At 66.6% G+C, this 23,195-nt stretch carries 19 protein-coding genes and 1 pseudogene; 15 read left to right on the top strand and 5 right to left on the bottom strand.

The features are described 5' to 3' along the window. Positions 1–26: 26 nt before the first annotated feature. Positions 27–638 (top strand): DUF2147 domain-containing protein, encoded by a 612-nt coding sequence (locus tag QX039_RS02760; RefSeq protein ID WP_315738816.1) that lies wholly within the window; start codon positions 27–29, stop codon positions 636–638. 661 nt (positions 639–1,299) lie between these two features. Here the strand turns inward: QX039_RS02760 and QX039_RS02755 are convergent. Further along, entirely contained in the window at positions 1,300–3,246 is a 1,947-nt protein-coding gene (locus QX039_RS02755) for a hypothetical protein (protein ID WP_315774083.1), read from the bottom strand. Between the two features lie 103 nt (positions 3,247–3,349). Next, positions 3,350–4,441 (bottom strand): YbhN family protein, encoded by a 1,092-nt coding sequence (locus QX039_RS02750; RefSeq protein WP_315738814.1) that lies wholly within the window; start codon positions 4,439–4,441, stop codon positions 3,350–3,352. Positions 4,442–4,825: 384 nt separating this feature from the next. Between QX039_RS02750 and QX039_RS02745 the strand changes: the two genes are divergently transcribed. After that, positions 4,826–5,332 (top strand): ferritin-like domain-containing protein, encoded by a 507-nt coding sequence (locus tag QX039_RS02745; RefSeq protein WP_315738813.1) that lies wholly within the window; start codon positions 4,826–4,828, stop codon positions 5,330–5,332. A gap of 74 nt (positions 5,333–5,406) precedes the next feature. On the opposite strand, the gene QX039_RS02740 is transcribed toward QX039_RS02745, so the two are convergent. Further along, the gene (locus QX039_RS02740; protein WP_315738812.1) at positions 5,407–5,841 is read right to left on the bottom strand and encodes a hypothetical protein; all 435 of its coding nucleotides are present in this window, start codon (positions 5,839–5,841) and stop codon (positions 5,407–5,409) included. Between the two features lie 108 nt (positions 5,842–5,949). Here QX039_RS02740 and QX039_RS02735 point away from each other — a divergent pair, with 108 nt between their 5' ends. From QX039_RS02735 to QX039_RS02725, 3 genes are all read left to right on the top strand, one after another. Next, positions 5,950–6,480: a hypothetical protein gene (locus QX039_RS02735; protein ID WP_315738811.1), complete on the top strand. Its 531-nt coding sequence runs from the start codon at positions 5,950–5,952 to the stop codon at positions 6,478–6,480. Between the two features lie 86 nt (positions 6,481–6,566). Beyond that, on the top strand, positions 6,567–7,154 hold the full coding sequence (locus QX039_RS02730; protein WP_315738810.1) for a YdcF family protein: 588 nt from the start codon (positions 6,567–6,569) through the stop codon (positions 7,152–7,154). A 108-nt stretch (positions 7,155–7,262) separates the two neighbouring features. After that, entirely contained in the window at positions 7,263–7,886 is a 624-nt protein-coding gene (locus tag QX039_RS02725; RefSeq protein ID WP_315738808.1) for a class I SAM-dependent methyltransferase, read from the top strand. A 53-nt stretch (positions 7,887–7,939) separates the two neighbouring features. Here the strand turns inward: QX039_RS02725 and QX039_RS02720 are convergent, their stop codons facing one another. Then, entirely contained in the window at positions 7,940–8,365 is a 426-nt protein-coding gene (locus tag QX039_RS02720; RefSeq protein ID WP_315712676.1) for a universal stress protein, read from the bottom strand. A gap of 53 nt (positions 8,366–8,418) precedes the next feature. Further along, positions 8,419–8,961 (bottom strand): histidine phosphatase family protein, encoded by a 543-nt coding sequence (locus QX039_RS02715; RefSeq protein WP_315738806.1) that lies wholly within the window; start codon positions 8,959–8,961, stop codon positions 8,419–8,421. A 105-nt stretch (positions 8,962–9,066) separates the two neighbouring features. Between QX039_RS02715 and QX039_RS02710 the strand changes: the two genes are divergently transcribed. The 10 genes and pseudogenes from QX039_RS02710 to QX039_RS02665 form a co-directional block, all read left to right on the top strand. Beyond that, positions 9,067–10,497 (top strand): FAD-binding oxidoreductase, encoded by a 1,431-nt coding sequence (locus QX039_RS02710; RefSeq protein ID WP_315738805.1) that lies wholly within the window; start codon positions 9,067–9,069, stop codon positions 10,495–10,497. Between the two features lie 97 nt (positions 10,498–10,594). Next, entirely contained in the window at positions 10,595–11,098 is a 504-nt protein-coding gene (gene msrB, locus QX039_RS02705; protein ID WP_315738804.1) for a peptide-methionine (R)-S-oxide reductase MsrB, read from the top strand. Between the two features lie 296 nt (positions 11,099–11,394). Continuing rightward, positions 11,395–13,197, top strand: coding sequence for a flagellar hook-basal body complex protein (locus tag QX039_RS02700; protein WP_315738803.1), 1,803 nt, complete (start codon positions 11,395–11,397; stop codon positions 13,195–13,197). A 44-nt stretch (positions 13,198–13,241) separates the two neighbouring features. Beyond that, entirely contained in the window at positions 13,242–15,104 is a 1,863-nt protein-coding gene (gene flgK / locus QX039_RS02695; RefSeq protein ID WP_315774081.1) for a flagellar hook-associated protein FlgK, read from the top strand. A 15-nt stretch (positions 15,105–15,119) separates the two neighbouring features. After that, positions 15,120–16,991, top strand: a complete 1,872-nt coding sequence (locus tag QX039_RS02690; protein ID WP_315774079.1) for a flagellar protein — start codon at positions 15,120–15,122, stop codon at positions 16,989–16,991. Between the two features lie 92 nt (positions 16,992–17,083). Beyond that, positions 17,084–17,890 (top strand): hypothetical protein, encoded by an 807-nt coding sequence (locus QX039_RS02685; protein ID WP_315774078.1) that lies wholly within the window; start codon positions 17,084–17,086, stop codon positions 17,888–17,890. A gap of 11 nt (positions 17,891–17,901) precedes the next feature. After that, the gene (locus QX039_RS02680; RefSeq protein ID WP_315774076.1) at positions 17,902–19,530 is read left to right on the top strand and encodes a hypothetical protein; all 1,629 of its coding nucleotides are present in this window, start codon (positions 17,902–17,904) and stop codon (positions 19,528–19,530) included. 52 nt (positions 19,531–19,582) lie between these two features. Beyond that, positions 19,583–20,773 carry a hypothetical protein gene (locus tag QX039_RS02675; RefSeq protein ID WP_315774108.1) on the top strand — a complete coding sequence of 397 codons (1,191 nt, stop codon included), beginning with the start codon at positions 19,583–19,585 and terminating at the stop codon, positions 20,771–20,773. A 68-nt stretch (positions 20,774–20,841) separates the two neighbouring features. Next, positions 20,842–22,278, top strand: coding sequence for an aspartate aminotransferase family protein (locus tag QX039_RS02670; protein WP_315774106.1), 1,437 nt, complete (start codon positions 20,842–20,844; stop codon positions 22,276–22,278). Between the two features lie 347 nt (positions 22,279–22,625). After that, positions 22,626–23,195, top strand: a pseudogene (locus tag QX039_RS02665) (flagellar protein); the annotation flags it as partial.

Genomic DNA, 23,195 nt, shown 5'->3' with positions numbered 1-23,195 from the left:
TGTGACTTGGTCAAGGTGAGATGATGATGCGCAATGCGTTTCCCCGACTTCGGCTGGCGCCTGGTGTGACGAAGCTCGCGATCGGCGCGCTCGTCGTTGCCGGTGCTCTGCTGACGCGGCCTGCGCTCGCGGCTGAGCCGACCGCGGCCGGTCTGTGGCAGAAGGTCGAGGATGGCAGGCCCGTCGGCTGGTTCCTCTTCATCGACCACGACGGCGTGTTCGAGGGCGTGATCGCCAAGACGTTTCCGCGCCCCGGCGACAATCCGAACGAGGTCTGTTCGAAGTGCAGCGATGACCGCAAGAATGCGCCGGTGCTCGGCATCTCCTTCGTGCGCGACATGAAGCGCGAGGGCCTGAAATACGAAGGCGGCAACGTGCTCAATCCTCGCGACGGCAACATCTGGAAGGCCAATATGCGGGTCAGTCCGGACGGGCAGACGCTGATCCTGCACGGCTATCTCGGCATCTCGCTGTTTGGCAAGGACGAGACCTGGACCCGTCTTCCAGATACCAACATGGCCCAGATCGACCCCGCGATCCTCGCCAAATATCTGCCGGCCCAGGCGACCACGGCAACTGGCCCCGCGACCAAACAGGCGCCGCCGCCGATGATGAAGAAGCCGGCGCCGACTAAGTAGTTCGCCGCCGAACTGCAGCTTGGTGGTCGTTGTTAAGCGACACACCATCGTGATCTCGCGGCGCATGGCGTCCGAGTTTTCAAGCTGAACGCGACCCTCTCGAGCGAGAGGGCGCAGGGAATGCCGGGTGAGGGCCTCACCCATGGCCCGCCTGCTAAAAAAATGCAGGCGGCAGGAACCACAGGTAAAGCCGATCAACCGGCATTCCCTGCGCGATGTTTGACGGCTTATACGTCCTCTCCCCGGGGACCGGCTGTCTTGCCCCCGTCACGAGCGGATCATCACCACCGCTCGCTTGGCATCAGCATGCCAGGACCCTACGACTTCACCGTGCGCCGCCGCTCGTTCGTCGGCATGATCGGATCACGCTGCGACCGGTGGCGCCCACCGCGTCCCGCACTCCACGTTCGTGACGACCGCGAACCGCCCCTCTCATGAGCACGGGATGCGCTCATCAAAGCATGATTTCTGGAAAAAAGAAACAGGAAATTTTGTCACGAGGCGGCCGGACGCAGTCATCGACCTGGAATGGCGGGCGAATTTCGACCTTTTGCGGCAGGCCGTTTCGGCGCAATCGACGGACTCCGCTCGCGACCGGGACGCAACGTCGGGCCGACGGGCGACTCGGTGCATCGGCGGTGAGCCGATTGTTGGCCGCGCGCTACTGCCGCACGACTCCCGCCGGCGGCAGCGGCTGGCTCGTGACGTTGGGCTCGGCCGCATCGAGGTTCAGCACCTCTGCTGCGGCCGGAAACGCGGCATCGGCCATGGCGGCGTGGCCCTCGGCGGTCGGATGCACGGCGCCGCCATAGACGGCCGAGAGCACGCCCCAGCTCGCATCGTGGATGTCGGAAGGCTGCATCGCCGCGGGCAGCCCTTGCGGATAGGTCATCGCCGAGAAGTAGCTGTCATTGGCGTCGCGGATCCAGCGCGCGCGCGGCAAATAGGGGCGATATTCGCTGGCGCCGCGGCCGCACAGCAGCGGCTCGTTGGCGGCGCTGACGATGTTCGGATCGAAGCTGGCGCCGTCGGCCGAAAAGCATTCGCGGTCGAACGGCGGATCCTGCGTCGAGCGGGCGCAGAAGCCGTGATCGGCAAACGCGGCCTGATGAGCATCGACGAAGGTCATGCGGTCGGCCTGCGGATCGCGGCACAGAACTCCCGCGGTGCATTGCGCCAGCCCGCGCAGCGACGGCAGGAACTCGTTCTCGACGAAGCCCGCGACCTTGGCGAGCCGCTGCGGATTGGCATTGAACGACGGATGGACCTCGAAGCCGGCCGGGCCGCCCGGGCAGGGCGTGCCGGCACGGCTCAGCGCCGGATTGCCGTAGGAGGTGTAGATGACATGCGAGAGGTCGCCGACCAGCGGCTTCAGCGCCTCGCGCAGCTTGGCAAAGCCCTGCGGCAGGTCGCTCGCCAGCTCGCTGCGCGATTCCTCCACCGAGCCGATCACGCCGGAGCGCTTGAACAGGGTGCGCTCGGTCGGCGTGTCGACGATGACGTCGGCGACGAGGCCGGAGAAGTTGATGTCGTTGGCGCCGATCGACAGCAGAATCAGGTCGAGCTTGCGGTCCGGCTGGCGGCGCTTGGCCGCGGTCAGCGCCTCGCGGAGTTCGCCGAGCTGGCCGTTGACGCCGCCGGCGCAGGTCGCGACCGAGCGGCCGGGCGTGCATTCGCGCGCGCGCTGGCTGCCGAACAGGCCGTCGGCGATGGTGGCGCCGGTGCAGGCGAGCGGCAGGTAGGTGACCGCGACGTGCGGATAGCGCACCGCGAGCGCCAGCGCCGTGCGGGTCTGGTAGCTGTAGAGCGAGCGATGGCAGGCAGCGTTGAGCCAGACCGCGCTGTATTTCTGCCAGTTCTGTAGCGTGTCCGGCGCCTCGCAGGCGCGGCCGCCTTTGAAGCCGGCGCGGCTCGGCCGATAATATTGCGCGGTCGGGCCGCCGAGATAGGAGCGGAAGCAGAAGCCGTCGTCGGCGAGCGCGATCGGGCGGTCCGGATTGCCCTCGCCGGAGGCGATGCTGTCGCCGAGGCCGGCGATCAGGACGTCGCGGACCTGGATTCCGGTCGAGACCTGCCGCGTGCCTTCCGGGCTGGCGACATCGACGGATGCCACGGTCTGGCGGCCGTAGCGGACGCGCAAATTGACCGGCTCGGCGCAGTCGAAGGTCGAGGTCTGCGGCCCGTCGCCGTCGTCGAACGACCAGGCGCAGGTGGCGCCGACCGGCACCGGGCCGGTCAGGCGCACGGTGACCGGATGGTCGATGGGGGTGAGATAGCTTTCCTTGACGTTGTCGCGCGTGCACGGCTCGTTGACGCGGCCGGCGAGGTCGATGCAGAGCCGGTTGACGACGTTGCGGGCCCAGCCGCGGCCGTCGCTCTGCACCCCCAGCGCCTGCTCGGCGGCGAGGATGGAGCGGTCGCGCGTGCTCTCGGTATGCAGCAGGAAGTCGCGCTCCTCGCGGAAGAGACGGAAGCGGTTGCGCACCTCCCAGCTGATCTGCAGCGGCGCTGCGCCGAACTGCGCGGCCGCCTCGGTGGCGGCGAGAGGGGCGAGCAGGCTGGCCAGGACGCAGGCGGCGAGCAGCGGACGAGGGGGAATTCGGGTCATGCGCAAGGATTCACGTCAGCGATGGGGCGGAAATAAGAGGACCGCACGCGAGTTCAACCGGTCGAGGATCGAACCGTCGCATCGTCCGCGAGAGAATTGCTGCTCAGCGCTGGGAGTGGCGCTTGATGCGCTGGGGAACCGCAGCGGGTGCTGCGGCCGCGGCGCGCTTGGCGGCGACCTCGTCCTCGCAGGCGGCGTTCAGCCGGCGCCGCTCCTGCCACGGCTTGACGACGTTCATCCAGAGCTCCCTGATGCCCATGATCGAGATCGCGATGGCGAAGGGGATCACGAAATAGAGCACGCGGAAGACGAGCAGGGTGGCCAAGAGCTGCTCGCGGCCGAACTGCGGCAGCGCCACCAGCATCGCGGCATCGAACACGCCGATGCTGCCAGGCGCATGGCTGGCAAAGCCGAGCAGGGTGGCGAGGATGAACACCACCGACAGCGACAGGAAGTCGATCGGAGGATCGGCGGGGACGAGCAGGTACATCGCCAGCGCGCAGAAGCCGAGGTCGACGACGCCGATCAGGATCTGCACCAGCGTGAGCTGCGCCGAAGGCAGCACCACCTTCCAGCCGTTCTGGCCGAGCTGCCGGCGGTTCTTGCCGGCGGTCAGCCAGCCGAGATAGGCGAAGATCGCGCCGAGGATGCCGATCGCGATCAACTGGTTCATCGCCGGGGGTAACTGGTCCATCGCGGTGGCGGCCGCCGGATGCAGGGTCATGCCGATGCCGAGCACGAACAGGTTGCCGAGCCAGAAGGTCAGGCCCGACAGGAAGCAGATCTTGGCGACGTCGATCGCGGACAGGCCGTAGTCCGAATAGATCCGGAACCGGATCGCGCCCCCGGTGAAGACGGTGGCACCGATGTTGTGGCCGATCGAATAGCTGGTGAAGGCGCTCATCGCTGCGATGCGATAGGGGACGTGTTTCTTGCCAATCGTTCGCAGTGCAAAATAGTCATAGAAGGTCAGCGTGCAGAACGCGCCGATCACACACAAGGCCGCGAGCGCGATGTGACCGAGCGGGATTTCGGTGAGCGCCGTCAGGATGACACCGGCATCGACGCCCTTGAGCGTGCGCACGAGCGTCGTGATCGCGAAGGCGATGATCGCAAGGCTCGCTGCAATCCCCAGCCGCTTCCAGCCGATCCATTTCTTGAAGCCACGCGAGAGCGTGGTCAGCAGGCGCTGCATTCATCCTCCCGGCGGGGCGGTACCAGTTCTTGGAAAAGAGGCGAAACCATTGGTCGATGGAGGCGGGCAATTCGTGACAGCCTGTTCCTTATGCTAAAATGCGCGCCTTGTGCAGTCCTTGACACAGCTCAGCTCCGACCCATGCGGCGCGGGTCTGTCACACTTCAGTCACATGGCTGGCGACCGCCTCAGTTCGGTCCAATTGGTTACGCGCGCGGTTCACGAGCAAACCTGGCCCTCTGCGACCGGTTCCGGCCGGCAGGGCCGGTTGCGCCGGAACAACCGCCGTGGCCGCCGGTTAGCGCCCCGCGGGCACAGCGAACATGGCGACGATCGGTCGGGGAGGGACCTGCCATGTTCCCGAACCAAGAGGACATGAGGCAAATGGGACTGTTCACCAAGGACATCAAGACGATGAACGATTTGTTCGTTCATCAGCTGCAGGACATCTATTACGCCGAGAACCAGCTCGTCAAAGCGCTGCCAAAGATGGCGGACAAGGCGACGGATCGGAAGCTCAAGCAGGGTTTTCTGACCCATCTCGATGAGACGAAGACGCATGTGACGCGTCTCGAGCAGGTGTTCAAGATGCACGGCATCGCGGCCAAGGCGGTCGACTGTCCGGCGATCGACGGCATCATCGAGGAGGCCGAGGAGGTCGCGGGCGAGGTCACCGACAAGGCCGTGCTGGACGCAGCGCTGATCAACGCCGCCCAGGCGGCCGAGCACTACGAGATCACGCGCTACGGCAGCCTGATCGCCTGGGCCAAGCAGCTTGGCCGCAGCGACTGCGCCGCCGTGCTGCAGAAGACGCTCGACGAGGAGAAGGCGACCGACATGAAGCTGACCAAGCTCGCCGAGAGCGGCGTCAACCTGCGCGCCGCAAGCTGATCGCGTCACCAGTCGATGAGACAAAACGCCGCGCGGACATCCCGCGCGGCGTCGTCGCATCCGGATGCCGCGCGTCAGCTCTTACGCAACGCGAAATTGGCGCCGCAGAACGCCATCAGGGCACCGAGGCAGAGCGCGGCGAGGCCGGCCAGCACACCCGAGGCCGACGGCACCGGGCTCGGGCCGGAGATCGCCTGGCCGATGCCGGCCAGCATCAGTACGCCGACCACGACCAGGAAGTTGCGCATCCGCTGCGGGATCTCGCCCGACACCGCGCTGTGCATGATGTTGGCGATGAAATAGCCCGAGGAGAAGCCGACCGTGGCGATCAGCCACCAGGCGATCGCCGATCCCGCCGGCATGAAAGCGCCGCTCTCGGTCTGCCACAGGCCGCCGAGATCGAGCCCGTAGCGGGCGCCGAGCATGTGCACGGCCAGCGCCAGCAGCACGCCGGCGGCCATCGCTCCGGCCAGGATCAGGTGGCGCGGAAAATAGATCGTTTCGCTCATGCTCCGTTTGTAGGATAAGGCGCGCGCCACGCGCAACAGGACCGATCCATTTCCCAGGACATCACCACAGAAGGCCATGACGCGATCCGCTACGCCTACAAGGCGTCGTTGATCGGCGCCGCGCAGCAGTTCGAGCTCACGGGGCAGGGCCTGTCGTGGCGGTTCGCCGGCCGGACCGGCCTGTGGCCGTACGCCGACATCGCCGCGATCCGGCTGTCCTACCGGCCGGTGTCGATGCAGGCGAAGCGTTTTCGTGCCGACATCACCCATCGCGATGGCCGCAGGCTGAGCATCATCTCGACTTCCTGGCAGACGGCGGCGCTGATGGCGCCGCAGAGCGAGGCCTATCGTGCTTTCATCCTCGGCCTGCATGCGCGGCTCGCCTCGAGCGGCAGCAACGCGCGGCTCACGGCCGGCCTCGGCCGCTTCACATATGGCGCCGCGCTCGCCGCGATCGCGCTGTTCGCGGTGGCGATGACGGGGCTTCTGGTGCGTGCGCTCGTCATCGCCGAATGGTCGGGAGCGTTGTTCCTGATCGGCTTCGCCGCGCTGTTCGCCTGGTATGTCGGCGGCTTCATCACCCGCAACAGGCCGCGCAGCTACACGTTCACGGATATTCCCGGCTCGCTGCTGCCGTGATCACGCGGCGTCATCGCCGGTCATCGAATGTGAGCGCGCGACAGCGCCGCGTCATGCCAGGATGAGCCGACGTTGGGAGAAGAACGATGCAGGATCGCGCGCTGCGCAGACCGGATGACGCCGAGATCGCCGTGGTCAACGCGCGGCATTTCGCCGATACGCCGCTGCGGCCGGCCGATCTCCTGTTCGTGTTCGGGACCCGCGTCGACGAGGAGCTGCGTGCCGAGACGGCGGTGAAGCTGTGGCAGCAGGGCTACTTCCGCCACGCCATCGTCAGCGGCGGGATCACGCCGGGCGCTGATCTTTCGGAGTGTACGCTGATCAAGGCCGCCATGGTGAGGCGCGGCATTCCGGCCGAGCGCATCCTCGAAGAGCACCACGCCACGAATACCGGCGAGAACGTCGCGCTCGCGCTGCCGGTGATCGACGCCGCGCTCGGCCTCGCCAATGTCGGCAGCGTGATCTGCCTCGGCAACAGCTGGACCGCGCGGCGCTACGCGATGACCCTGCAGCGGCACTGGCCCGAAGTCGAGAAGATGCTGCTGACGGTCGATAGCTTCGGCGTACCGCGGCAGTCGTGGCACACCCATCCGGAGTTCCGCCGCCGCGTGCTGAGCGAATGGGACAAGATCGAACCTTATAAGGCGAAGGGCTTCATCGCGGAGTGGCCGTGATCGACTCGGCGCGTGCTCGCACTTCGATGACAACAGCGTCCATCGGGTCTCATGGCAGACTTTGATGGTCATCCAGATGGGGCATCTGGCCCCTGCTACGGAGTTTCCATGAACCAAGGTGCAGGCCGTATTGTCGCCCACTACGAGCACCATGCGCTGTCGTGGGACGCCGACCGTCGCGCGGCTGCCTGGACTGACAAGCCTCCCATCGAACGCTTCCTTGCGTGTCTCCGACCGGGCGCGGCCGTGCTCGATCTGGGCTGCGGGGGCGGTGCGCCCGTCGCAGCGCACATTTCCGGACAGGGGTTTTCCGTCACCGGCGTGGACAGCTCGCCGACGATGATCGCACTTTGCCGAACGAGGATGCCGGATCAGGAATGGATCGTCGCCGACATGCGGTCGTTGACCTTAGGTAGGCGGTTTGACGGGGTGCTGGCGTGGGACAGCTTCTTCCATCTCGGACACGACGACCAGCGGCGAATGTTTCCAGTCCTCGCGGCCTGCACGGCTTCGGGCGGCATTCTGATGTTCAACGCAGGCCCCGCACATGGTGAAGCCATCGGGTGCTATCGCGGCGATCCGCTCTATCATGCGTCTCTCGATCCATCCGAGTACGCGGCGCTGCTTCGCGACAATGGTTTCGAATTGATCGCACATTCGGTTGGCGAGCCAGCGAACGGCGAGCGTAGCTTCTGGCTTGCTCGCGCGGCTGAAGCTGGTCCGACCGTCTGACTCACGGCTCGGTCAAAGCGGTCCGACATGCGAAGATCCGGTGATCTGCCGCCTCACGGCCTCACTACCAGCACCGAGCACTTGGCATAGCGCACCACGTGCCCCGCGTTGCTGCCGAGGAAGTAGGTGCGCATCGCCGGGCGGTGCGAGGTCATCACGATCAGGTCGGCGTTGACCTTGGCCGCCTCCTCGAGGATCTCGTGATAGATGCCGCCCTGGCGTACCGTGTAGCTGATGCGCTCGGCCGGGATGCCGGATTCGCGCGCCACGATCGACAGCGCTTCCTCGGCGGTCTCGCGCTGCTGCGCATCGAAATCGGCTGGGACGTATTCGGCGAGCATCACCGGCGTCATCGGCATCACGTTGAGCAGATGCACCGTGCCGCTCCAGGTCTGCGCCAGCGTGGCCGCGGTGGCGATGGCCGGCTTGGCGAGGTCGGTGTCGGCCAGATCGATCGGCACCAGAATCGAGTTGAACATCGAAGGTCCTCCTCTCTCTCCGCCGGCATTACGCGCCGGCCCCGACCTGCCTATCAATCGACCGAGCCGTGCTTGAGCAGTTTCGGCGTGATGAACCTCAGCAGGTTGCCGCGGGCGAAGCTCACATCGCCCCAATCGTCGGTGTCGAAATCGAGCACCGCGAGTCCCGCGGTCGGCATGTTGCGCATCAGCTCGTGGCGGGCCTCGGAATCGCCCTCGCCGGTCAGAGCCAGCGCCAGCTCGTGCATGCCGGGATTGTGCCCGACGAGCAGGAGCTGCTTCGGATCGTGCGCTGCCGCAAGGCGGATGTGATACAGGATCTGCATCGGCTCGGCGCCGTAGAGCTCGGGAACGGACTCGACCTGCGGGGCCGGGACACGGTCCTTCATCGCCGCAAGCGCGAGGTCCCAGGTCTGCTGCGCCCGAACCGCGGTCGAGACCAGCACCAGCTCCGGCACTGGCGGGTGGCTGGCGATGAAATCGCCGATCATGGCGGCATCCTGGTGCCCGCGCTCGTCGAGACGGCGGTCCTGGTCGCGGCCGGTCGGCGCGTCAGTCTCGGTCTTGGCGTGGCGCAGCAGCATCAATCGGCGCATGGAATTCCGTCTCGAATCGTTCAGGCTGGGTCAGCCTCTACCACGTCTCTTTATCGCCATTAAAAGCGTCATGACGTCCGCCGCAGGGTTCGCTAAGAAAACGCCATGAGCGAGACTTCCACAAGCATGAACGATGACGCCGATGCCGCAGGTGCACACGGCCGCACCAGGTTGAATTTCGACCTCGATGTCGACGTCTGTGTGGTCGGGGCGGGATTGGCCGGCTTGACGGTGGCGTTGTGCGCGGCCCGGCAGGGGGCGAGCGTCGCGGTGCTGGAAGGTCGCCAAGTCGGATGGAACGCATCCGGTCACATGATCGGCACGGTCATGCCCGGGTTCGACCTGCCGCTGCCGGACCTGATCGAGCGCGTCGGGCTCGCGCATGCGCGGGCGCTGTGGGCGTTGTCCTGGTCCGGCGCCGAGTTCATCCGCGCCCAGGCCACCGAGGCGGCGATGCCGGGCATCGGGCTCAGCGAAGGCGCGCTCGAAGTCTCCAATGTCGATGCCGGCGACGCCTTGATCCGCCGCCTGCAGATGCTGCACGAGGATTTCGACACCGAGGTTGAGGGCTGGCAGGTCGAGCGCGTCAGGACCAAGCTCAAGACCGACCGCTACTTCCATGGCGTCCATTACCCCCGGGCGTTCCAGCTCGATGGCCGGAAGTATGTTCATGCCCTGGCGCGGCTTGCGCACAGGGCCGGGGCGCGGATCTTCGAGGATACGCCGGTGGTCAGCATCGATGCGTCAGGCGTGCGCAAGCGCATCGTGACGCCGTCGGCGCGGATGCGGGCCTCGCATATCGTGCTGGCCGGCAACATCCATCTCGGCGCGCCGCTGCAGAAGCTGTCCGATACGCTGCTGCCGGTGTGGCGTTATGGCGGCGTCACCGCGCCGCTCGGCGAGCGGCTCGCCGAGGCGGTCGCTTTCCAGGGATCGGTCAGCGATACCGACGGCATCGATCATTTTCGTATCGTCGACGGTGACCGGCTGATGTGGGCGAGCCCGGAAACGACCTGGGACGCCCGGCCCAGCGGATTTGCCGCGGCGTTGCAGCGCCGGATCCGGACGGTGTTCCCGCAGCTCGGCCGCGTCGAGATCGCCGAGACCTTCGGCGGCGTGACCGGCCAGACCGTGCATGGCATGCCGCAGATCGGCCAGCTTCGCAAAGGGCTGTGGGTCGCGAGCGGCTTCGGCCGGCAGGGGCTCAACACCTCGGCGATGGCCGGGCAGCTGATCGCGCAAGCGATCCTCGCCGGCGACGACCGCTGGAAGCTGTTCTCGCCGTTCGAGCTGGTTTGGGCCGGCGGCGTCAGCGGCCGGGTCGCCGGCCACGTGGTCAATCTCTGGATCCGTGGCCGCGCCGCCGCGGCCGGGACGCTGGCGCGGCACCGCGAGCGCGTGCGCGTGCAGGAGCGTGTGCGCGAGATCAGGGCGGCCGAAGCGCGGCGCCGGGCAGCCGAGCGTCCCGGCTCGCGGCTGCCGTTGCGGCCGCAGCCATCCGATCTGAACCGCCGTCCCGACGCCGGGGAGGGCTGACCCCTCGCAAGAAAGTGAGCCGTCGCGCCCGCGCCTGACGTAACTTCGCGGGATCCCATCCGTAGATCCGGTAACCCATCGCCGCACGGAGACGTCCATGATCGACCGCCGTCTGATGTTCACCACCGCCGCCGGCCTGTTCGGCTTCGCTGCCCTGCGCTGGCTCGGCGGTTCCGCGCCGGCCCGCGCCGCCGAGAAGTTCGAGATCGAGAAGACCGAGGCCGAGTGGCGCGCGCAATTGACGCCGCAGCAATACGAGATCCTGCGCGAGGAGGGCACCGAGCGGCCCTGGACCAGCCCGCTGCTGAAGGAGCATCGCAAGGGCACCTTCGCCTGCGCCGGCTGCGACCTGCCGCTGTTCTCCTCCGACACCAAGTTCGACAGCGGCACCGGCTGGCCGAGCTTCTTCAAGCCGCTCGACAATGCCGTGGCGACGCGCCAGGACAAGACCTACGGCATGGTCCGCACCGAGGTGCATTGCCGCCGCTGCGGCGGCCATCTCGGCCACGTGTTCGACGACGGCCCCAAGCCGACCGGCCTGCGCTACTGCATGGACGGGCTGTCGCTCGCGTTCCACCCGGCAAATCCGTCGTCGACCTGACAGGAATTTGCGCCCGGATTGTCCGGCCCGTCCGTTCAAGGCTCAGATGGGGGTCTTCAGGACGCGCCGGCAGCCGCGACGAGCGGTCGAGCCGGAGCGCGATTTGGCGCGTCCGGCCCGGCAAGAACTGCCGGCTCGGCAATTGTTCACCAGTTTTGACGCCGCTCTTTTTACGTTGCTATTTTCCAACCTGCTGATTTAACAGCATTTTCACATCTGGCACAGCGATTGCGACAGCTCTCCACGAAACGCGGTGCGGGCCGACCCGCCACCGGCATCACAGTGGAGAGATTGGTATGGGTATCTTCGACGCGATGAACACTTCGGTGAGCGGTCTGTCCGCTCAATCATTCGCGCTGCAGAACATTTCCGGTAACATCGCGAACGCGTCGACCGTCGGCTACAAGGGCATCGGCACCAGCTTCGAAGACCTCATCCCGAACGCCACCAACCCCACGCGCCAGAATGCCGGCGGCGTCACCGCCTTCGCCAAGGCCACCATCACCACCCAGGGCACCGTCTCGACGTCCTCCGTCGCCACCAACATGGCGATCAACGGCGACGGCTTCTTCAACGTGCAGAAGGCCTCCTCGGTCGTCGACAACGTGCCGGTCTTCACCGGCGTCACCAACTACACCCGCCGCGGCGACTTCCAGCTCAACGCCAACGGCAACCTGATCAACGGCGCCGGCTATTACCTGATGGGCGTCGCGGTCGATCCGAAGACCGGCAACGCCACCGGCAACGTGCCGACCGTGCTGCAGTTCGCCAACAACTTCGTGCCGGCGCAGGCGACCACCGCGATCCAGTACGCCGCCAACCTGCCGACGCAGCCGAAGACCGCAGCGAGCGGCAATGCTGCGACCGGCACGCTGGTCGCGGCCGGCGGCCTCAACTCGGCCGATCTCTCCAACGTGCCGCTGCCGGTCGGCACCAACTTCTATGCCGACTCCACCGTGACCGGCGCCACCGCCATGAACAAGGTCCCGGCGCAGATCACGACCTCGACATTGTTGAGCGGAGCCAGCGGCGACTCGATCTCGAGCAACTTCACCGCCGGCGACACCATCACCCTGACCGGCAGCGCCGGCGACGTCGTCACCTTCACCTTCGTCGCCTCCGGCGCCTCGGGTACCCAGATCAATGTCGGCGACTCCGTCGGCACGCTGTTGGCGAAGATCGCGACCGTCACCGGCGTGCAGCCGACCATCACCGCCGGCAAGATCACGCTGCATTCCGGCAGCGGCGAGGACTGGAACTTGAGCAGTGCCTCCCCAGGTTTCACCGCGCTCGGCCTCACGTCACCCGTGGCGCTGACGCGCACGTCGAGTCCCGGCACCGGCATCGTGATCGGCAACGATCTCACCAACTTCAACAACGAGACGATCTCGGGCGGCGCGGTCACGGCCTACAACTCGTCGGGCACGCCGGTGAACGTGCAGCTGCGCTGGGGCAAGGTCGACAGCTCGACGCTCGGCACGGGCCACAAGGACACCTGGAACCTGTTCTACCAGACCGACTCGAACGCGACCGGCTCGACGGTGGCGTGGCAGAACGTCGGCACCAATTTCGTGTTCGCCTCCGACGGCTCGCTGGTGTCGCCGACGACCTCCAACATCTCCATTCCCAACGTCGTGGTCGACGGCACCACGCTCGGCACCGTCAGCCTCAACATCTCCTCGGGCGCGCTGACACAATATGCGAGCACGATCGGCTCGGCGACCATCAACCAGATCAATCAGAACGGCTTCGCCGCCGGCCAGCTGCAGTCGGTCGCCGTCAACAACAGCGGCGTCGTCACCGGCACCTTCTCCAACGGCCAGACCATCAACCTGGCGCAGGTCACGCTGTCGCACTTCAACGGCACCAACTACCTGAAGGCGCTCGACGGCGGCGCCTATGAGGCGACCGACCAGTCCGGCCAGGCCATCATCGGCGCGACCGGCAAGATCTCGGGCGGCTCGCTGGAAGGCTCCAACACCGACATCGCCGACGAGTTCACCAAGCTGATCGTGACCCAGCAGGCCTATTCGGCCAACACCAAGGTGATCACGACGGCCAATTCGATGGTGCAGGATCTTCTGAACGTGCTGCGCTGATCGCGCTGAGACGTGGCAGTTGAATTGACACAAGGCTACCGAACATGGGTTTGAGTTCTGCCCTCGCCACCGCGATGTCCGGCCTGCGTTCGACGCAGGCCGCGCTCTCGATCATCTCCTCGAACGTCGCCAACGCGAACACGCCCGGCTATGTCGCGCAGAACCCGAACCAGATCGAGGTCGCCAGCGGCGGCTTCGGCTCGACGGTGACGACGACGGGCGTCAACCGTCAGCTCGATTTGTTCGTCCAGAACCAGCTCCGCACCGAGACCTCGGGCGGGACCTATGCCAATCAGATGGCCAACATCCTGGGTCAGCTGCAAACCGTGTACGGTACGCCCGGCGGCAGCGGCACGCTCGAGACGGCGCTGAACAATTTCACGACGGCGCTGCAGTCGCTGTCGAACAATCCGAGCAACCAGTCGGCGCAGTCGGTGGCGCTGTCGGCGGCGCAGGGCGTGGCGCTGCAGCTCAACGCGACCACCAAGGGCATCCAGACCCTGCGCACCAATGTGGAGCAGGACATCGGCAATTCGGTCACGCAGGCGAATGCCGCGATCAAGCAGATCGCGACGCTGAACATGCAGCTGCAGGGGCTCAGCCCATCCGACCCGCTGTCGGCGACGTTGCAGGACCAGCGTGACAACGCCATCGACACGCTGTCCAAATACGTCGACATCCGTGTCGTCTCGGATGCGACCAACGGCACGAGCGTGTTCACCAATTCCGGCATCCAGCTGGTCGGCGCAGGCCTCAGCTCGGAGTTCACCTTCTCGTCGCCGGGGACGCTCGACGCCACCTCGCTCTACAGCAGCGATCCGACCAAGACCGGCGTCGGGCAGCTCAACATCAAGCTGTCGAATGGCGTATCGCTCGACGTCGTGTCGAACAATCTCCTGAACTCGGGGCAGATCGCGGCCGATCTCAAGCTGCGCGACCAGACCCTGGTGCAGGCGCAGACCCAGGTCGACCAGCTCGCGGCGACGATGGCCTCGGCGCTGTCCGACAAGACCACGGCGGGCACCGCGGTGACCGGTCCGCCGGCCGGCTTCGACGTCTCGACCACCGGGCTGCTGGCGGGCAATACCATCAATCTGACCTACACGGATTCGAGCAACGTCCAGCGCCAGGTCAAGATCGTCAACGTCAACGATCCAGCGGCGCTGCCGCTGCGGAATGCCACCGGTGCCAACCCGTCCTATGTCGGCGTCGACTTCTCGCTCGGCATGGCCTCGGTGGTGTCGCAGCTCAACAGCGCGCTCGGTGGCGCGCATCTGCAGTTTGCCAATCCATCCGGCACCACGCTGCGCATCACCGATGACGGCACCAGCCAGGCGACGGTCAAGGCGGCCTCGGCCACCACCACGATGCAGACGCTCGCCAGCGGCAACGCGCAACTGCCGGTCTTCACCGATGGCGGCGCGCTGTACACCGGCGCGATCACCTCGACCGGCTCGCAGATGACGGGGCTCGCCGGGCGGCTCAACGTCAATCCGGCGCTGCTCAACGATCCGACCAAGCTGTCGACCTATTCGACCTCGCCGCAGACCGCGGCCGGCGACCCGACGCGGCCGGACTTCCTGTTCGCGCAGCTGACCTCGGCGACCTTCAGCTACTCGCCAACCACCGGCCTTGGCTCGGCGGCGCAGCCGTTCCAGGGCACGGTGTCCGGCTATCTGCAGCAGTTCGTCAGCCAGCAGGGCAGTGCCTCGACGCTGGCGACCCAGCTCAGCCAGGGCCAGAGCGTCGTGGTCAGCACGCTGAAGGAGAAGTTCCAGAGCACGGCGGGGGTCAACATGGACAGCGAGATGTCCAACCTGATCCAGGTCCAGAACACCTATGCGGCCAACGCCCATATCATGTCGGTCGTGCAAAGCATGATGCAGAGCCTGCTCCAGGCATTTTAGTGAGGCGCGTGTAAGATGTCGATCAGCAGTGTCAATTACGGAAATTCCCTGCTCGGCCGGTCCGTGCGGAACATCTCCAACCAGCTCGCGGACCTTTCCACGCAGCTCTCGAGCGGTGTCAAGGCGAACAACTACGCCGGCATGGGGCCCGACGAGGGGTTCGCGATCGCGGCGCGAGCGCAGCTCTCGAACATCTCGGCCTTCACGCTGACGATGACCCACGTCAATACCGTGATCGGCGCGGTCAATACCTCGCTGCAGTCGCTGTCCAAGATTCATGACCAGGTCCAGAGCGGCGCCTCGGCGACGCCGCAGAACCTGACCAGCACGGGCCAGACCACGGGACAGTTGACGGCGCTGTCCAACCTGTCGGCCATCACTGGCATCCTCAACACCCAGGTCGGCGATCGCTACATTTTCTCCGGCAGCGCCACCGACCGGCCGGCGATCGCGTCGGCCGACGACATCCTGAACGGCACCACGACGCAGGCAGGCCTGAAGCAGGTCATCGCCGAGCGGCAGCAGGCCGATCTCGGGCTCAACGGTCTCGGGCGTCTCAACCTTTCGGCGTCGGCCACGATGCCGATCACGCTGGCGGAGGACGTCGCCGGCTCGCCGTTCGGTTTCAAGCTGAGCGGCGTGACTTCGTCGCTCACCAACGCCACGGTGACCGGGCCGTCCGGCTCGCCTGCGGGCATTTCGGTCGACCTCACGGCGGGCAATCCGAATGCGGGCGACCAGATCAGCTTCACCTTCAAGCTGCCCGACGGCACCTCGGAATCGATCAAGCTGACGGCGTCGACCACGACGCCGGCGCCGACCAATACGTTCGCCATCGGTGCGACGCCGGCGGCCACCTCCGCCAATCTCAACGCGGCGCTCAACACGGCGCTGTCGACCCTGGCCAACACCTCGCTGACCGCCGCCTCGGCAATCGTCGCCGGCGACAACTTCTTCAACACGGCGAGCTCCGTGTCGGGAACGGCCGTCAACAACAAGGCTACGACGCCCGCGCCGATCACCGGGGCGACGCTGCTGTCGGGCCCGGCAAATAGCGACTCGCTCGCGACCAATTTCACCGCCGGCGATACCATCACCGTCAACGGGCAGACGCTGACCTTCGTCGCCTCCGGCGCCAACGGCAACAACCAGATCAACGTCGGCGACAGCGTGCAGACGCTGCTGTCTAAGATCGACACGCTCAGCGGCACGTCGAAGCCGTCGACGATCAGCGGCGGCGTGATCACCTTGCGCACCGACGCCGCCGCCAGCTTCTCGGTGTCGAGCTCGAACGCGGGTGCCTTCGCGGCGCTGGGCTTCTCCGGCACGGTGACGGCGGCGACGCCGCCGTTGCGCGTCTCCGGCTCGCCGCTGGGGTCGGCGACCAGCCTCGTCAACGGGTCGGCCAACACCGTCGCCTGGTACACGGGCAACAGCGGTCCCGGCTCGGCGCGGTCGAGCGCGACCATCCGGATCGACACCGCGCAGAGCATTCAGTTCGGCGCCCAGGGCAACGAGTTCGCGATCCGCAACCTCGTGCAGCAGACCGCGGTCTACGCCGCCGTCAACACGCCGCCGGCGGGAGCGAATGCGCCGCAGCAGATCGGCGCGCTCAGCCAGCGCATCGCCGCCAACCTGACGCCGCAGCTCGGTCAGCAGTCGATCTCGGACATCCAGACCGATTTCGCCAACGCCCAGACCACGATGAAAGACGCCACGGCGCGTCAGACCCAGGCCAAGGCCGCGATGCAGAGCATGGTCGACCAGACCGAGGGCATCTCGCAGCAGGAGGTGGCGAGCCAGATCCTGCAGCTGCAGACCAACCTCCAGGCGTCCTACCAGACGACGGCGATGCTGGCCCAGCTCACGCTCGTGAAATATCTGTAGCGCCCCGGGGGCGGCGGTTAGGTTTTCGTTAACCACGGCTCTTTAGCTTTTGTTCAGATCTGGGGCGAGAGCCTCTTTGTCTGGAGGCGGACGTGAGTGACGGAACCGACGAGCGCATTCACCTGGTGATCGCGACACCATGCTTCGGCGGCCAGGTGTCGAGCATCTATGCGAGCTCGATCTTCGCCCTGCAGCGCGAGTTGCGCGCCACCTCGAACGTCGACCTGACCGTCCACATGCGCGACGGTGATGCGCTGATCACCCGGGCGAGGGCGAATCTGGTCACCCTGTTCCTCAATGATCCCTCGGCCACGCATCTGTTGTTCGTCGATGCGGATATCGGCTTCACGCCAAGGCAGGTGTTCCGGCTGATCGAGTCCGGCGGCGACATGGTCGCCGGTGTCTATCCGGTCAAGAAGGTCAATTGGAACAAGGCACGCCGCGCCATCAACGACAACCGGATGGACGTGCCGGCGGCGTCGCTCGATTACGTGCTGGAGATCGACAATCCGGACCACGTCGCGGTGGTCAACGGCTTCACCCGCGTGCGCTATGCCGGCACCGGCTTCCTGATGATCCGCCGCCGCGTCGTCGAGGCAATGATCGCGCACCCGGCCTACGCGCCGCTGCAGTTCTTCCGCGAGCATTCGCAGGACGCGCTGGCCGACTGCCCGAACCGCTTCGCGCTGTTCGAATGCATGATCGATCCTGAGACGGGCACCTATCTCAGCGAGGATTTTGCGTTCTGCAGGCGATGGACCGATCTCGGCGGTGAGATCTGGGCCGATCTCGACAGCCGGCTCGATCATGTTGGTCCGTCCGTGTTCCACGGCAATGTCGCCTCGCAATTCGCGTCGGCGGTGGCGGTTCCTACCGCTGCCGCGGCCGACGCAGCCTGATGATCCGCGTGATGACCCCGGCGGCAACCCAGTCGCACATCTCTCAGCCATCCCCGATCGACCGGCGCGAGCAGGGCGCCGCGACCGGACTGCGTGATCTGTTTGCCTTGCTCGGCGATCTCCTGATCGACGGCGGCGACACGCGCCTGGCGCTCGATCGCCCCTGGGGCCGCAACGTCTATGGCTGCGGGCCGTCGCCCGAACCCGATGTGCTGTGCTTCGCATCGAGCACGGCCTCGCCGATTTCGGAACGCGCCTATGCGCGTGTCGAGCTGGCGCGCGAGCAACTGATGCATGCGGCGATCTCGCTCGGCCTCGACGCGGCGCTCGACCGGCGCACCGAGGAGATGCGCTGCGAATTGCGTGGATATCTCGGCCTTGCCGACGAGGTCGACATCGTGTTCTCGCCGTCCGGCACCGACTCGCAACTGCATGCGCTGGCGCTGGTGCGGGCGGTGCTGGGTGAGGCCGTCACGAGCATCGTCGTCGGCGGCGACCAGACCGGCAGCGGCACCGCCACGAGCGCCCGGGGACACCATTTCAGCACGCGGACGGCCAACGGTCTGGCGGTGCGAATGAACACTCCGATCGACGGGCTTTCGGGCGACGCAGTGTCGCTGCCGCTGCTCGACGGCGCATCGATGCAGCCGCGCGCTGATATCGACGCCGAGGTGCTCGACAGCGTCGAGGCGCTGGTGCGGAACGGTCGTAGCGTCTTGCTGCAGGTCATGGATTCCTCCAAGCTCGGCTGGCGCGCGCCGGACATGGCCTGCCTGGACGAGGTGGCGCGGCGCTGGCCGGGGCGCGTCCAGGTCGTCGTCGATGCCTGCCAGATGCGGCTCGGCGCGGCGCGGCTGCGCGATCATCTCGAGCACGGCCATCTGGTGCTCGTCACGGGCTCGAAGTTCTTCGGCGGCCCCGCCTTCAGCGGCGCGCTGCTGGTGCCCGCGGCCGCAGCGGCTGCGCTGCGCAGCGGGCATCCGATCGCGCCCGGCCTGTTCGACTACGTCAATCGCAGCGATTGGCCGCTCGCCTGGACGGATCTGCGCGCGCGCACCGCGCCGCGCGCCAATATCGGCCAATGGCTGCGCTGGGAAGCCGCGCTGGCGGAGATCGCGGCGTATCACGCCGTGCCTGAGACGTTCCGTCGGATGGCGATCCGGCAGCTCGGCGAGTCTATCGAAAGCCTACTGATGCTGTCGCCGGTGCTGCGTCCGATCACCACCCGCGTCCCCGCGCAGGATGGGAGCGATGGCGAATTCGGCTTTCCCACCATCTTCCCGTTCGCGCTCCAGCGCGATGGCGGTCCGCTCGGCCTCGGTGAGACGCAGGCGGTGTATCGCGCGCTGCAGCGCGACCTCGGCAACGGCTTCAGCGGACGCGCGGCCGAGGTTGCCGCGCGCCAGTGCCTGATCGGCCAGCCGGTGCGGATCGAACGCGCGGGCGAGGCGCCGACGGCCGCGCTGCGGCTGTGCATCGGCGCGCGCCAGGTGACGGACGCGTGGTGCGCTGACGTCACCGTCGCCCGGGTCAATCTCGATTCCGACATCGACCGCGTCGCCGACATCGTCGCCAAAACAGAGCTGCTCGTATCGGATCTGAGCAGCCAGGATCTCAGGGACATCTGCAATGCCGACTGATTTGCTCGCGCTGGCCGAGGCCAGCGGCGCAGGATATGCCGACCGGATCGGCATGGCCAAGCTCGCCAAGGCCGCCTTCGACGGCCAGGACCTGAAACCGATGTGGGCCGCCTTGCTCGCCAAGCTGCTCGACGGCCGCGCGGAGCCGGGCGAGGGGCTCGATCTCGCGCTGATCGCGCAGCTCATCGGCGAGAAATCGTCCGGGCTCGCGATCCAGTACGACGTTCTGCAGTCGCAGCAGCTCTACCGCGTTGCCTGCAACAGTGCGACGCCGCGGCTGCGCGTGCTCGCGCTCGCTGCGGCCACCGACATGGGCAGCAACACGCCGATCGAGTTCCTGCTCGAGGACACCGACATTGAGCTGCTGCTGCTCTATGTCGTTCCGGGCGCGGACCTGCTGGCGCCTTTGCCCGCTCATGACGTCGCCATCGTCATCGCCTCCGATTCCGAGGATTGTCAGCACGCGCTGCGCGAGATCGATGCCGTGGCGGCGCGCTGGCCGCGTCCGCTGCTGAATCCGCCGGAGCGGATCTGGCATCTCGATCGCGACAAGCTGCATGCGCTGCTGGCCGGCATCGACGGGCTCACCATTCCGGCGACCATCCCCGTCGACCGCGAGCGTCTGATCGAGATCGCCGACGAGCGCGAATGGATCACGGACGTCGACGACTCGGTCGCCTTCCCGGTCATTGTCCGGCCGCGCGGCTCGCATGCCGGCGTCGGCCTCGAGAAGATCGATGAGCCGCTCGAGCTGTCGCTCTATCTCGACGAGCGCGACGAGCAGGAGTTCTTCGTCTCGCGCTTCGTCGACTATGCCAGCGAGGACGGCCAGTTCCGCAAGTACCGCATCGTGTTCGTCGACGGCACGGCCTACGCCTGCCACATGGCGATCGCGCGGCGCTGGGACATCTGGTACCTCAACGCCAACATGGCCGGCAGCGAGAGCAAGCGCCTCGAAGAGGCGACCTTCGTGCAGACCTTCGATATCGGCTTCGGCCGCCGTCACCGCAGCGTGCTCGATGCGATCGCCGCGCGCGTCGGCCTCGATTATTTCATTATCGACTGCGCCGAGACCAGGGACGGCGCGCTGCTGGTGTTCGAGGCCGACAACACGGCCGTCGTCCACAACATGGATTCGCCGGAGGTCTTCCCCTACAAGCCGCCGCAGATGCAGAAGATCTTCGCGGCCTTCGCGGCCATGATCGACAAGCGCGCCGCGTCGCGGGCGGAGCAGGCGGCGTGACCGCCGGGCTGCGCATCGATCCAGCATCGCGGACGGCGGAGACGCTCGATCCGCAACATTGGGACGAGATGCGCGCGCTCGGTCATCGCATGCTCGATGACATGATCGACTATGTCGCTGATATCCGCGACCGGCCGGTATGGCAGCCGATGTCGCCTGCGACGCGGCAGAGCTTTCGCAGCGCGCTGCCGCATGCGCCGACGGATCTCGCCGAGGTCTATCGCGATTTCGGCGAGCTCGTCGTTCCCTACGCGACCGGCAACGTGCATCCCGGCTTCATGGGCTGGGTGCATGGCGGCGGCACCGTGGTCGGCATGCTCGCCGAGATGCTGGCTGCCGGACTGAACGCCAATCTCGGCGGCCGCGACCACGCGCCGATCGAGATCGAGCGGCAGGTCGTCGACTGGATGCGCCAGCTGTTCGGCTTTCCGGCAAGCGCGAGCGGCATCTTCGTCACCGGCACGTCGATGGCGAACCTGATGGCGGTGCTGGTGGCGCGCCGCTCCGCGCTCGGCGCGTCGGTTCGCACGCTGGGCCTCGGTGACGACGGCCGGCGCTTGCGCGCCTACACCTCGAGGGCCGCGCATGGCTGCATCGCCAAGGCGATGGACATTTGCGGACTGGGCAGCGACGCGCTCGGCTGCATCGCGGTGGATGCCGCACATCGCGTCGACGTCGGCGAGCTGCGGACCGCGATCGCGCGCGATCGCGCCGCGGGACTGCATCCGTTTCTCGTCGTCGCCTCGGCGGGCACCGTCGATATCGGCGCCATCGACGGCCTCGCTGATATTGCCGAGCTCTGTCGTGCCGAGGGGCTCTGGTTTCACGTCGACGGCGCCTTCGGTGCGCTCGCGATGCTGTCAGCGGAGCTCGCACCGAAGCTCGCCGGCATCGAGCAGGCGGATTCGATTGCGCTGGATTTTCACAAATGGGGGCAGGTGCCCTACGATGCGGGCTTCCTGCTGGTGCGCGATGGCACCAAGCATCGCGACGCCTTCGCCTCGCCGGCCGCCTATCTGCGCCGCGAAACCCGTGGTCTCGCGGCGGGCACCGAGTGGCCCTGCGATCTCGGTCCTGATCTGTCGCGCGGCTTCCGGGCGCTGAAGACCTGGTTCACGCTGAGGACGTTCGGCACGGACGCGCTCGGCGCCGTGATCGCGCGAAGCTGCGAGCTCGCGCGCCATCTGGAGGCGCGGGTGCGCGCCGAGCCCGAGCTCGAGCTGCTGGCGCCGGTCAATCTCAACATCGTCTGCTTCCGCTATCGTGTCGACGATGCCGATGCGCTCAACGGCGAGATCGTCGCCGACATCCACGAATCCGGCCTCGCCGCGCCGTCGACCACGATGCTCGACGGACGGCTGGCGATCCGTGCCGCGATCGTCAATCATCGTACCGGGACGAGCGACATCGACCGGCTGATTGCGGCGGTCCTCATGTTCGGCCGCCAGCGCGCGGCCGGTCTCACGCCGTTGATCGAGGTCGATGCGCCGCCGCTGGCGCTCTGAGCGCAAACCGCATCTCGGCGTCGTCCGCTGGTCGATGACGACCGCCGGCAGAATGTCGCCGCGCGTGTCGAAACCTTTCCAAAGGTGGTTGACGCGTTGTGAACGACGGGCGCGTTTGTTGAATCAACGAGCCTTTTCAAAGGGCGTTCTTGCGCGATGACGCGGCAATGAGCCGCGCCGATGCGCCTGTTCCGCTGATTGAGGCGGCTGCGCACCACAGCCCTTCAGCGTTTGTTAGCCACTGCCATTCACCGTGACGCCCGTCGTCCGGGGGCGTTCAAATCGACCTGGGCTGCACCCTGATCTCGAAGGGATCGGGGTTTATTTCACACCAGAAGGGTATGAAAATGTCAGGTATCGTCCTCTCGGCGTCGGTGCGCCAGAATCTGCTGTCGCTTCAGTCGACGGCTCAGCTCCTCGCCGCCACCCAGAACAATCTCTCCACGGGCAAGAAGGTCAACTCGGCGCTCGACAATCCGACCAACTTCTTCACCGCCCAGGGTCTCGACAACCGCGCTTCCGACATCTCCAATCTGCTCGACGGCATCGGCAACGGCGTGCAGGTGCTGCAGGCCGCCAACACCGGCATCACCTCGCTGCAGAAGCTCGTCGACAGCGCCAAGTCGATCGCCAACCAGGTGCTGCAGAGCTCCGTGGGCTATTCCACCAAGTCCAGCGTCACCTCGGCGGCTCTGACCGGCGCGACCGCCACTGACCTGCTCGGTTCCAGCTCGACGGCTGTGACCGGCTCGGTCGTGAACAACGACAACACCTCGAGCGCGGTGGCGATCACCGGCTCGACCAAGCTGTCGGGCACGGCGGGCACCGCGTCGAACAACCTCGCCACCGGCATCACCTCCGGTGAGACGCTGGTCGTCAACGGCACCACCTTCACCTTCGTCACCGGCACGTCCTCG

Origin of the sequence: Bradyrhizobium sp. SZCCHNR1043 (genome assembly GCF_032489675.1) — a bacterium.
Taxonomy (GTDB): domain Bacteria; phylum Pseudomonadota; class Alphaproteobacteria; order Rhizobiales; family Xanthobacteraceae; genus Bradyrhizobium.
Note: the sequence above shows the minus strand (reverse complement) of the source record. Positions and strands in the feature narration are given on the sequence as shown.

Excerpts from the sequence above, each read along its gene's own strand:
- QX039_RS02760 (WP_315738816.1), top strand. The coding sequence starts at position 27 with ATGCGCAATGCGTTTCCCCGACTTCGGCTGGCGCCTGGTGTGACGAAG.
- QX039_RS02755 (WP_315774083.1), bottom strand. The coding sequence starts at position 3,246 with ATGACCCGAATTCCCCCTCGTCCGCTGCTCGCCGCCTGCGTCCTGGCC.
- QX039_RS02750 (WP_315738814.1), bottom strand. The coding sequence starts at position 4,441 with ATGCAGCGCCTGCTGACCACGCTCTCGCGTGGCTTCAAGAAATGGATC.
- QX039_RS02745 (WP_315738813.1), top strand. The coding sequence starts at position 4,826 with ATGGGACTGTTCACCAAGGACATCAAGACGATGAACGATTTGTTCGTT.
- QX039_RS02740 (WP_315738812.1), bottom strand. The coding sequence starts at position 5,841 with ATGAGCGAAACGATCTATTTTCCGCGCCACCTGATCCTGGCCGGAGCG.
- QX039_RS02730 (WP_315738810.1), top strand. The coding sequence starts at position 6,567 with ATGCAGGATCGCGCGCTGCGCAGACCGGATGACGCCGAGATCGCCGTG.
- QX039_RS02725 (WP_315738808.1), top strand. The coding sequence starts at position 7,263 with ATGAACCAAGGTGCAGGCCGTATTGTCGCCCACTACGAGCACCATGCG.
- QX039_RS02720 (WP_315712676.1), bottom strand. The coding sequence starts at position 8,365 with ATGTTCAACTCGATTCTGGTGCCGATCGATCTGGCCGACACCGACCTC.
- QX039_RS02715 (WP_315738806.1), bottom strand. The coding sequence starts at position 8,961 with ATGCGCCGATTGATGCTGCTGCGCCACGCCAAGACCGAGACTGACGCG.
- QX039_RS02710 (WP_315738805.1), top strand. The coding sequence starts at position 9,067 with ATGAGCGAGACTTCCACAAGCATGAACGATGACGCCGATGCCGCAGGT.
- msrB (WP_315738804.1), top strand. The coding sequence starts at position 10,595 with ATGATCGACCGCCGTCTGATGTTCACCACCGCCGCCGGCCTGTTCGGC.
- QX039_RS02700 (WP_315738803.1), top strand. The coding sequence starts at position 11,395 with ATGGGTATCTTCGACGCGATGAACACTTCGGTGAGCGGTCTGTCCGCT.
- flgK (WP_315774081.1), top strand. The coding sequence starts at position 13,242 with ATGGGTTTGAGTTCTGCCCTCGCCACCGCGATGTCCGGCCTGCGTTCG.
- QX039_RS02690 (WP_315774079.1), top strand. The coding sequence starts at position 15,120 with ATGTCGATCAGCAGTGTCAATTACGGAAATTCCCTGCTCGGCCGGTCC.
- QX039_RS02680 (WP_315774076.1), top strand. The coding sequence starts at position 17,902 with ATGACCCCGGCGGCAACCCAGTCGCACATCTCTCAGCCATCCCCGATC.
- QX039_RS02675 (WP_315774108.1), top strand. The coding sequence starts at position 19,583 with ATGGCCAAGCTCGCCAAGGCCGCCTTCGACGGCCAGGACCTGAAACCG.
- QX039_RS02670 (WP_315774106.1), top strand. The coding sequence starts at position 20,842 with ATGCGCGCGCTCGGTCATCGCATGCTCGATGACATGATCGACTATGTC.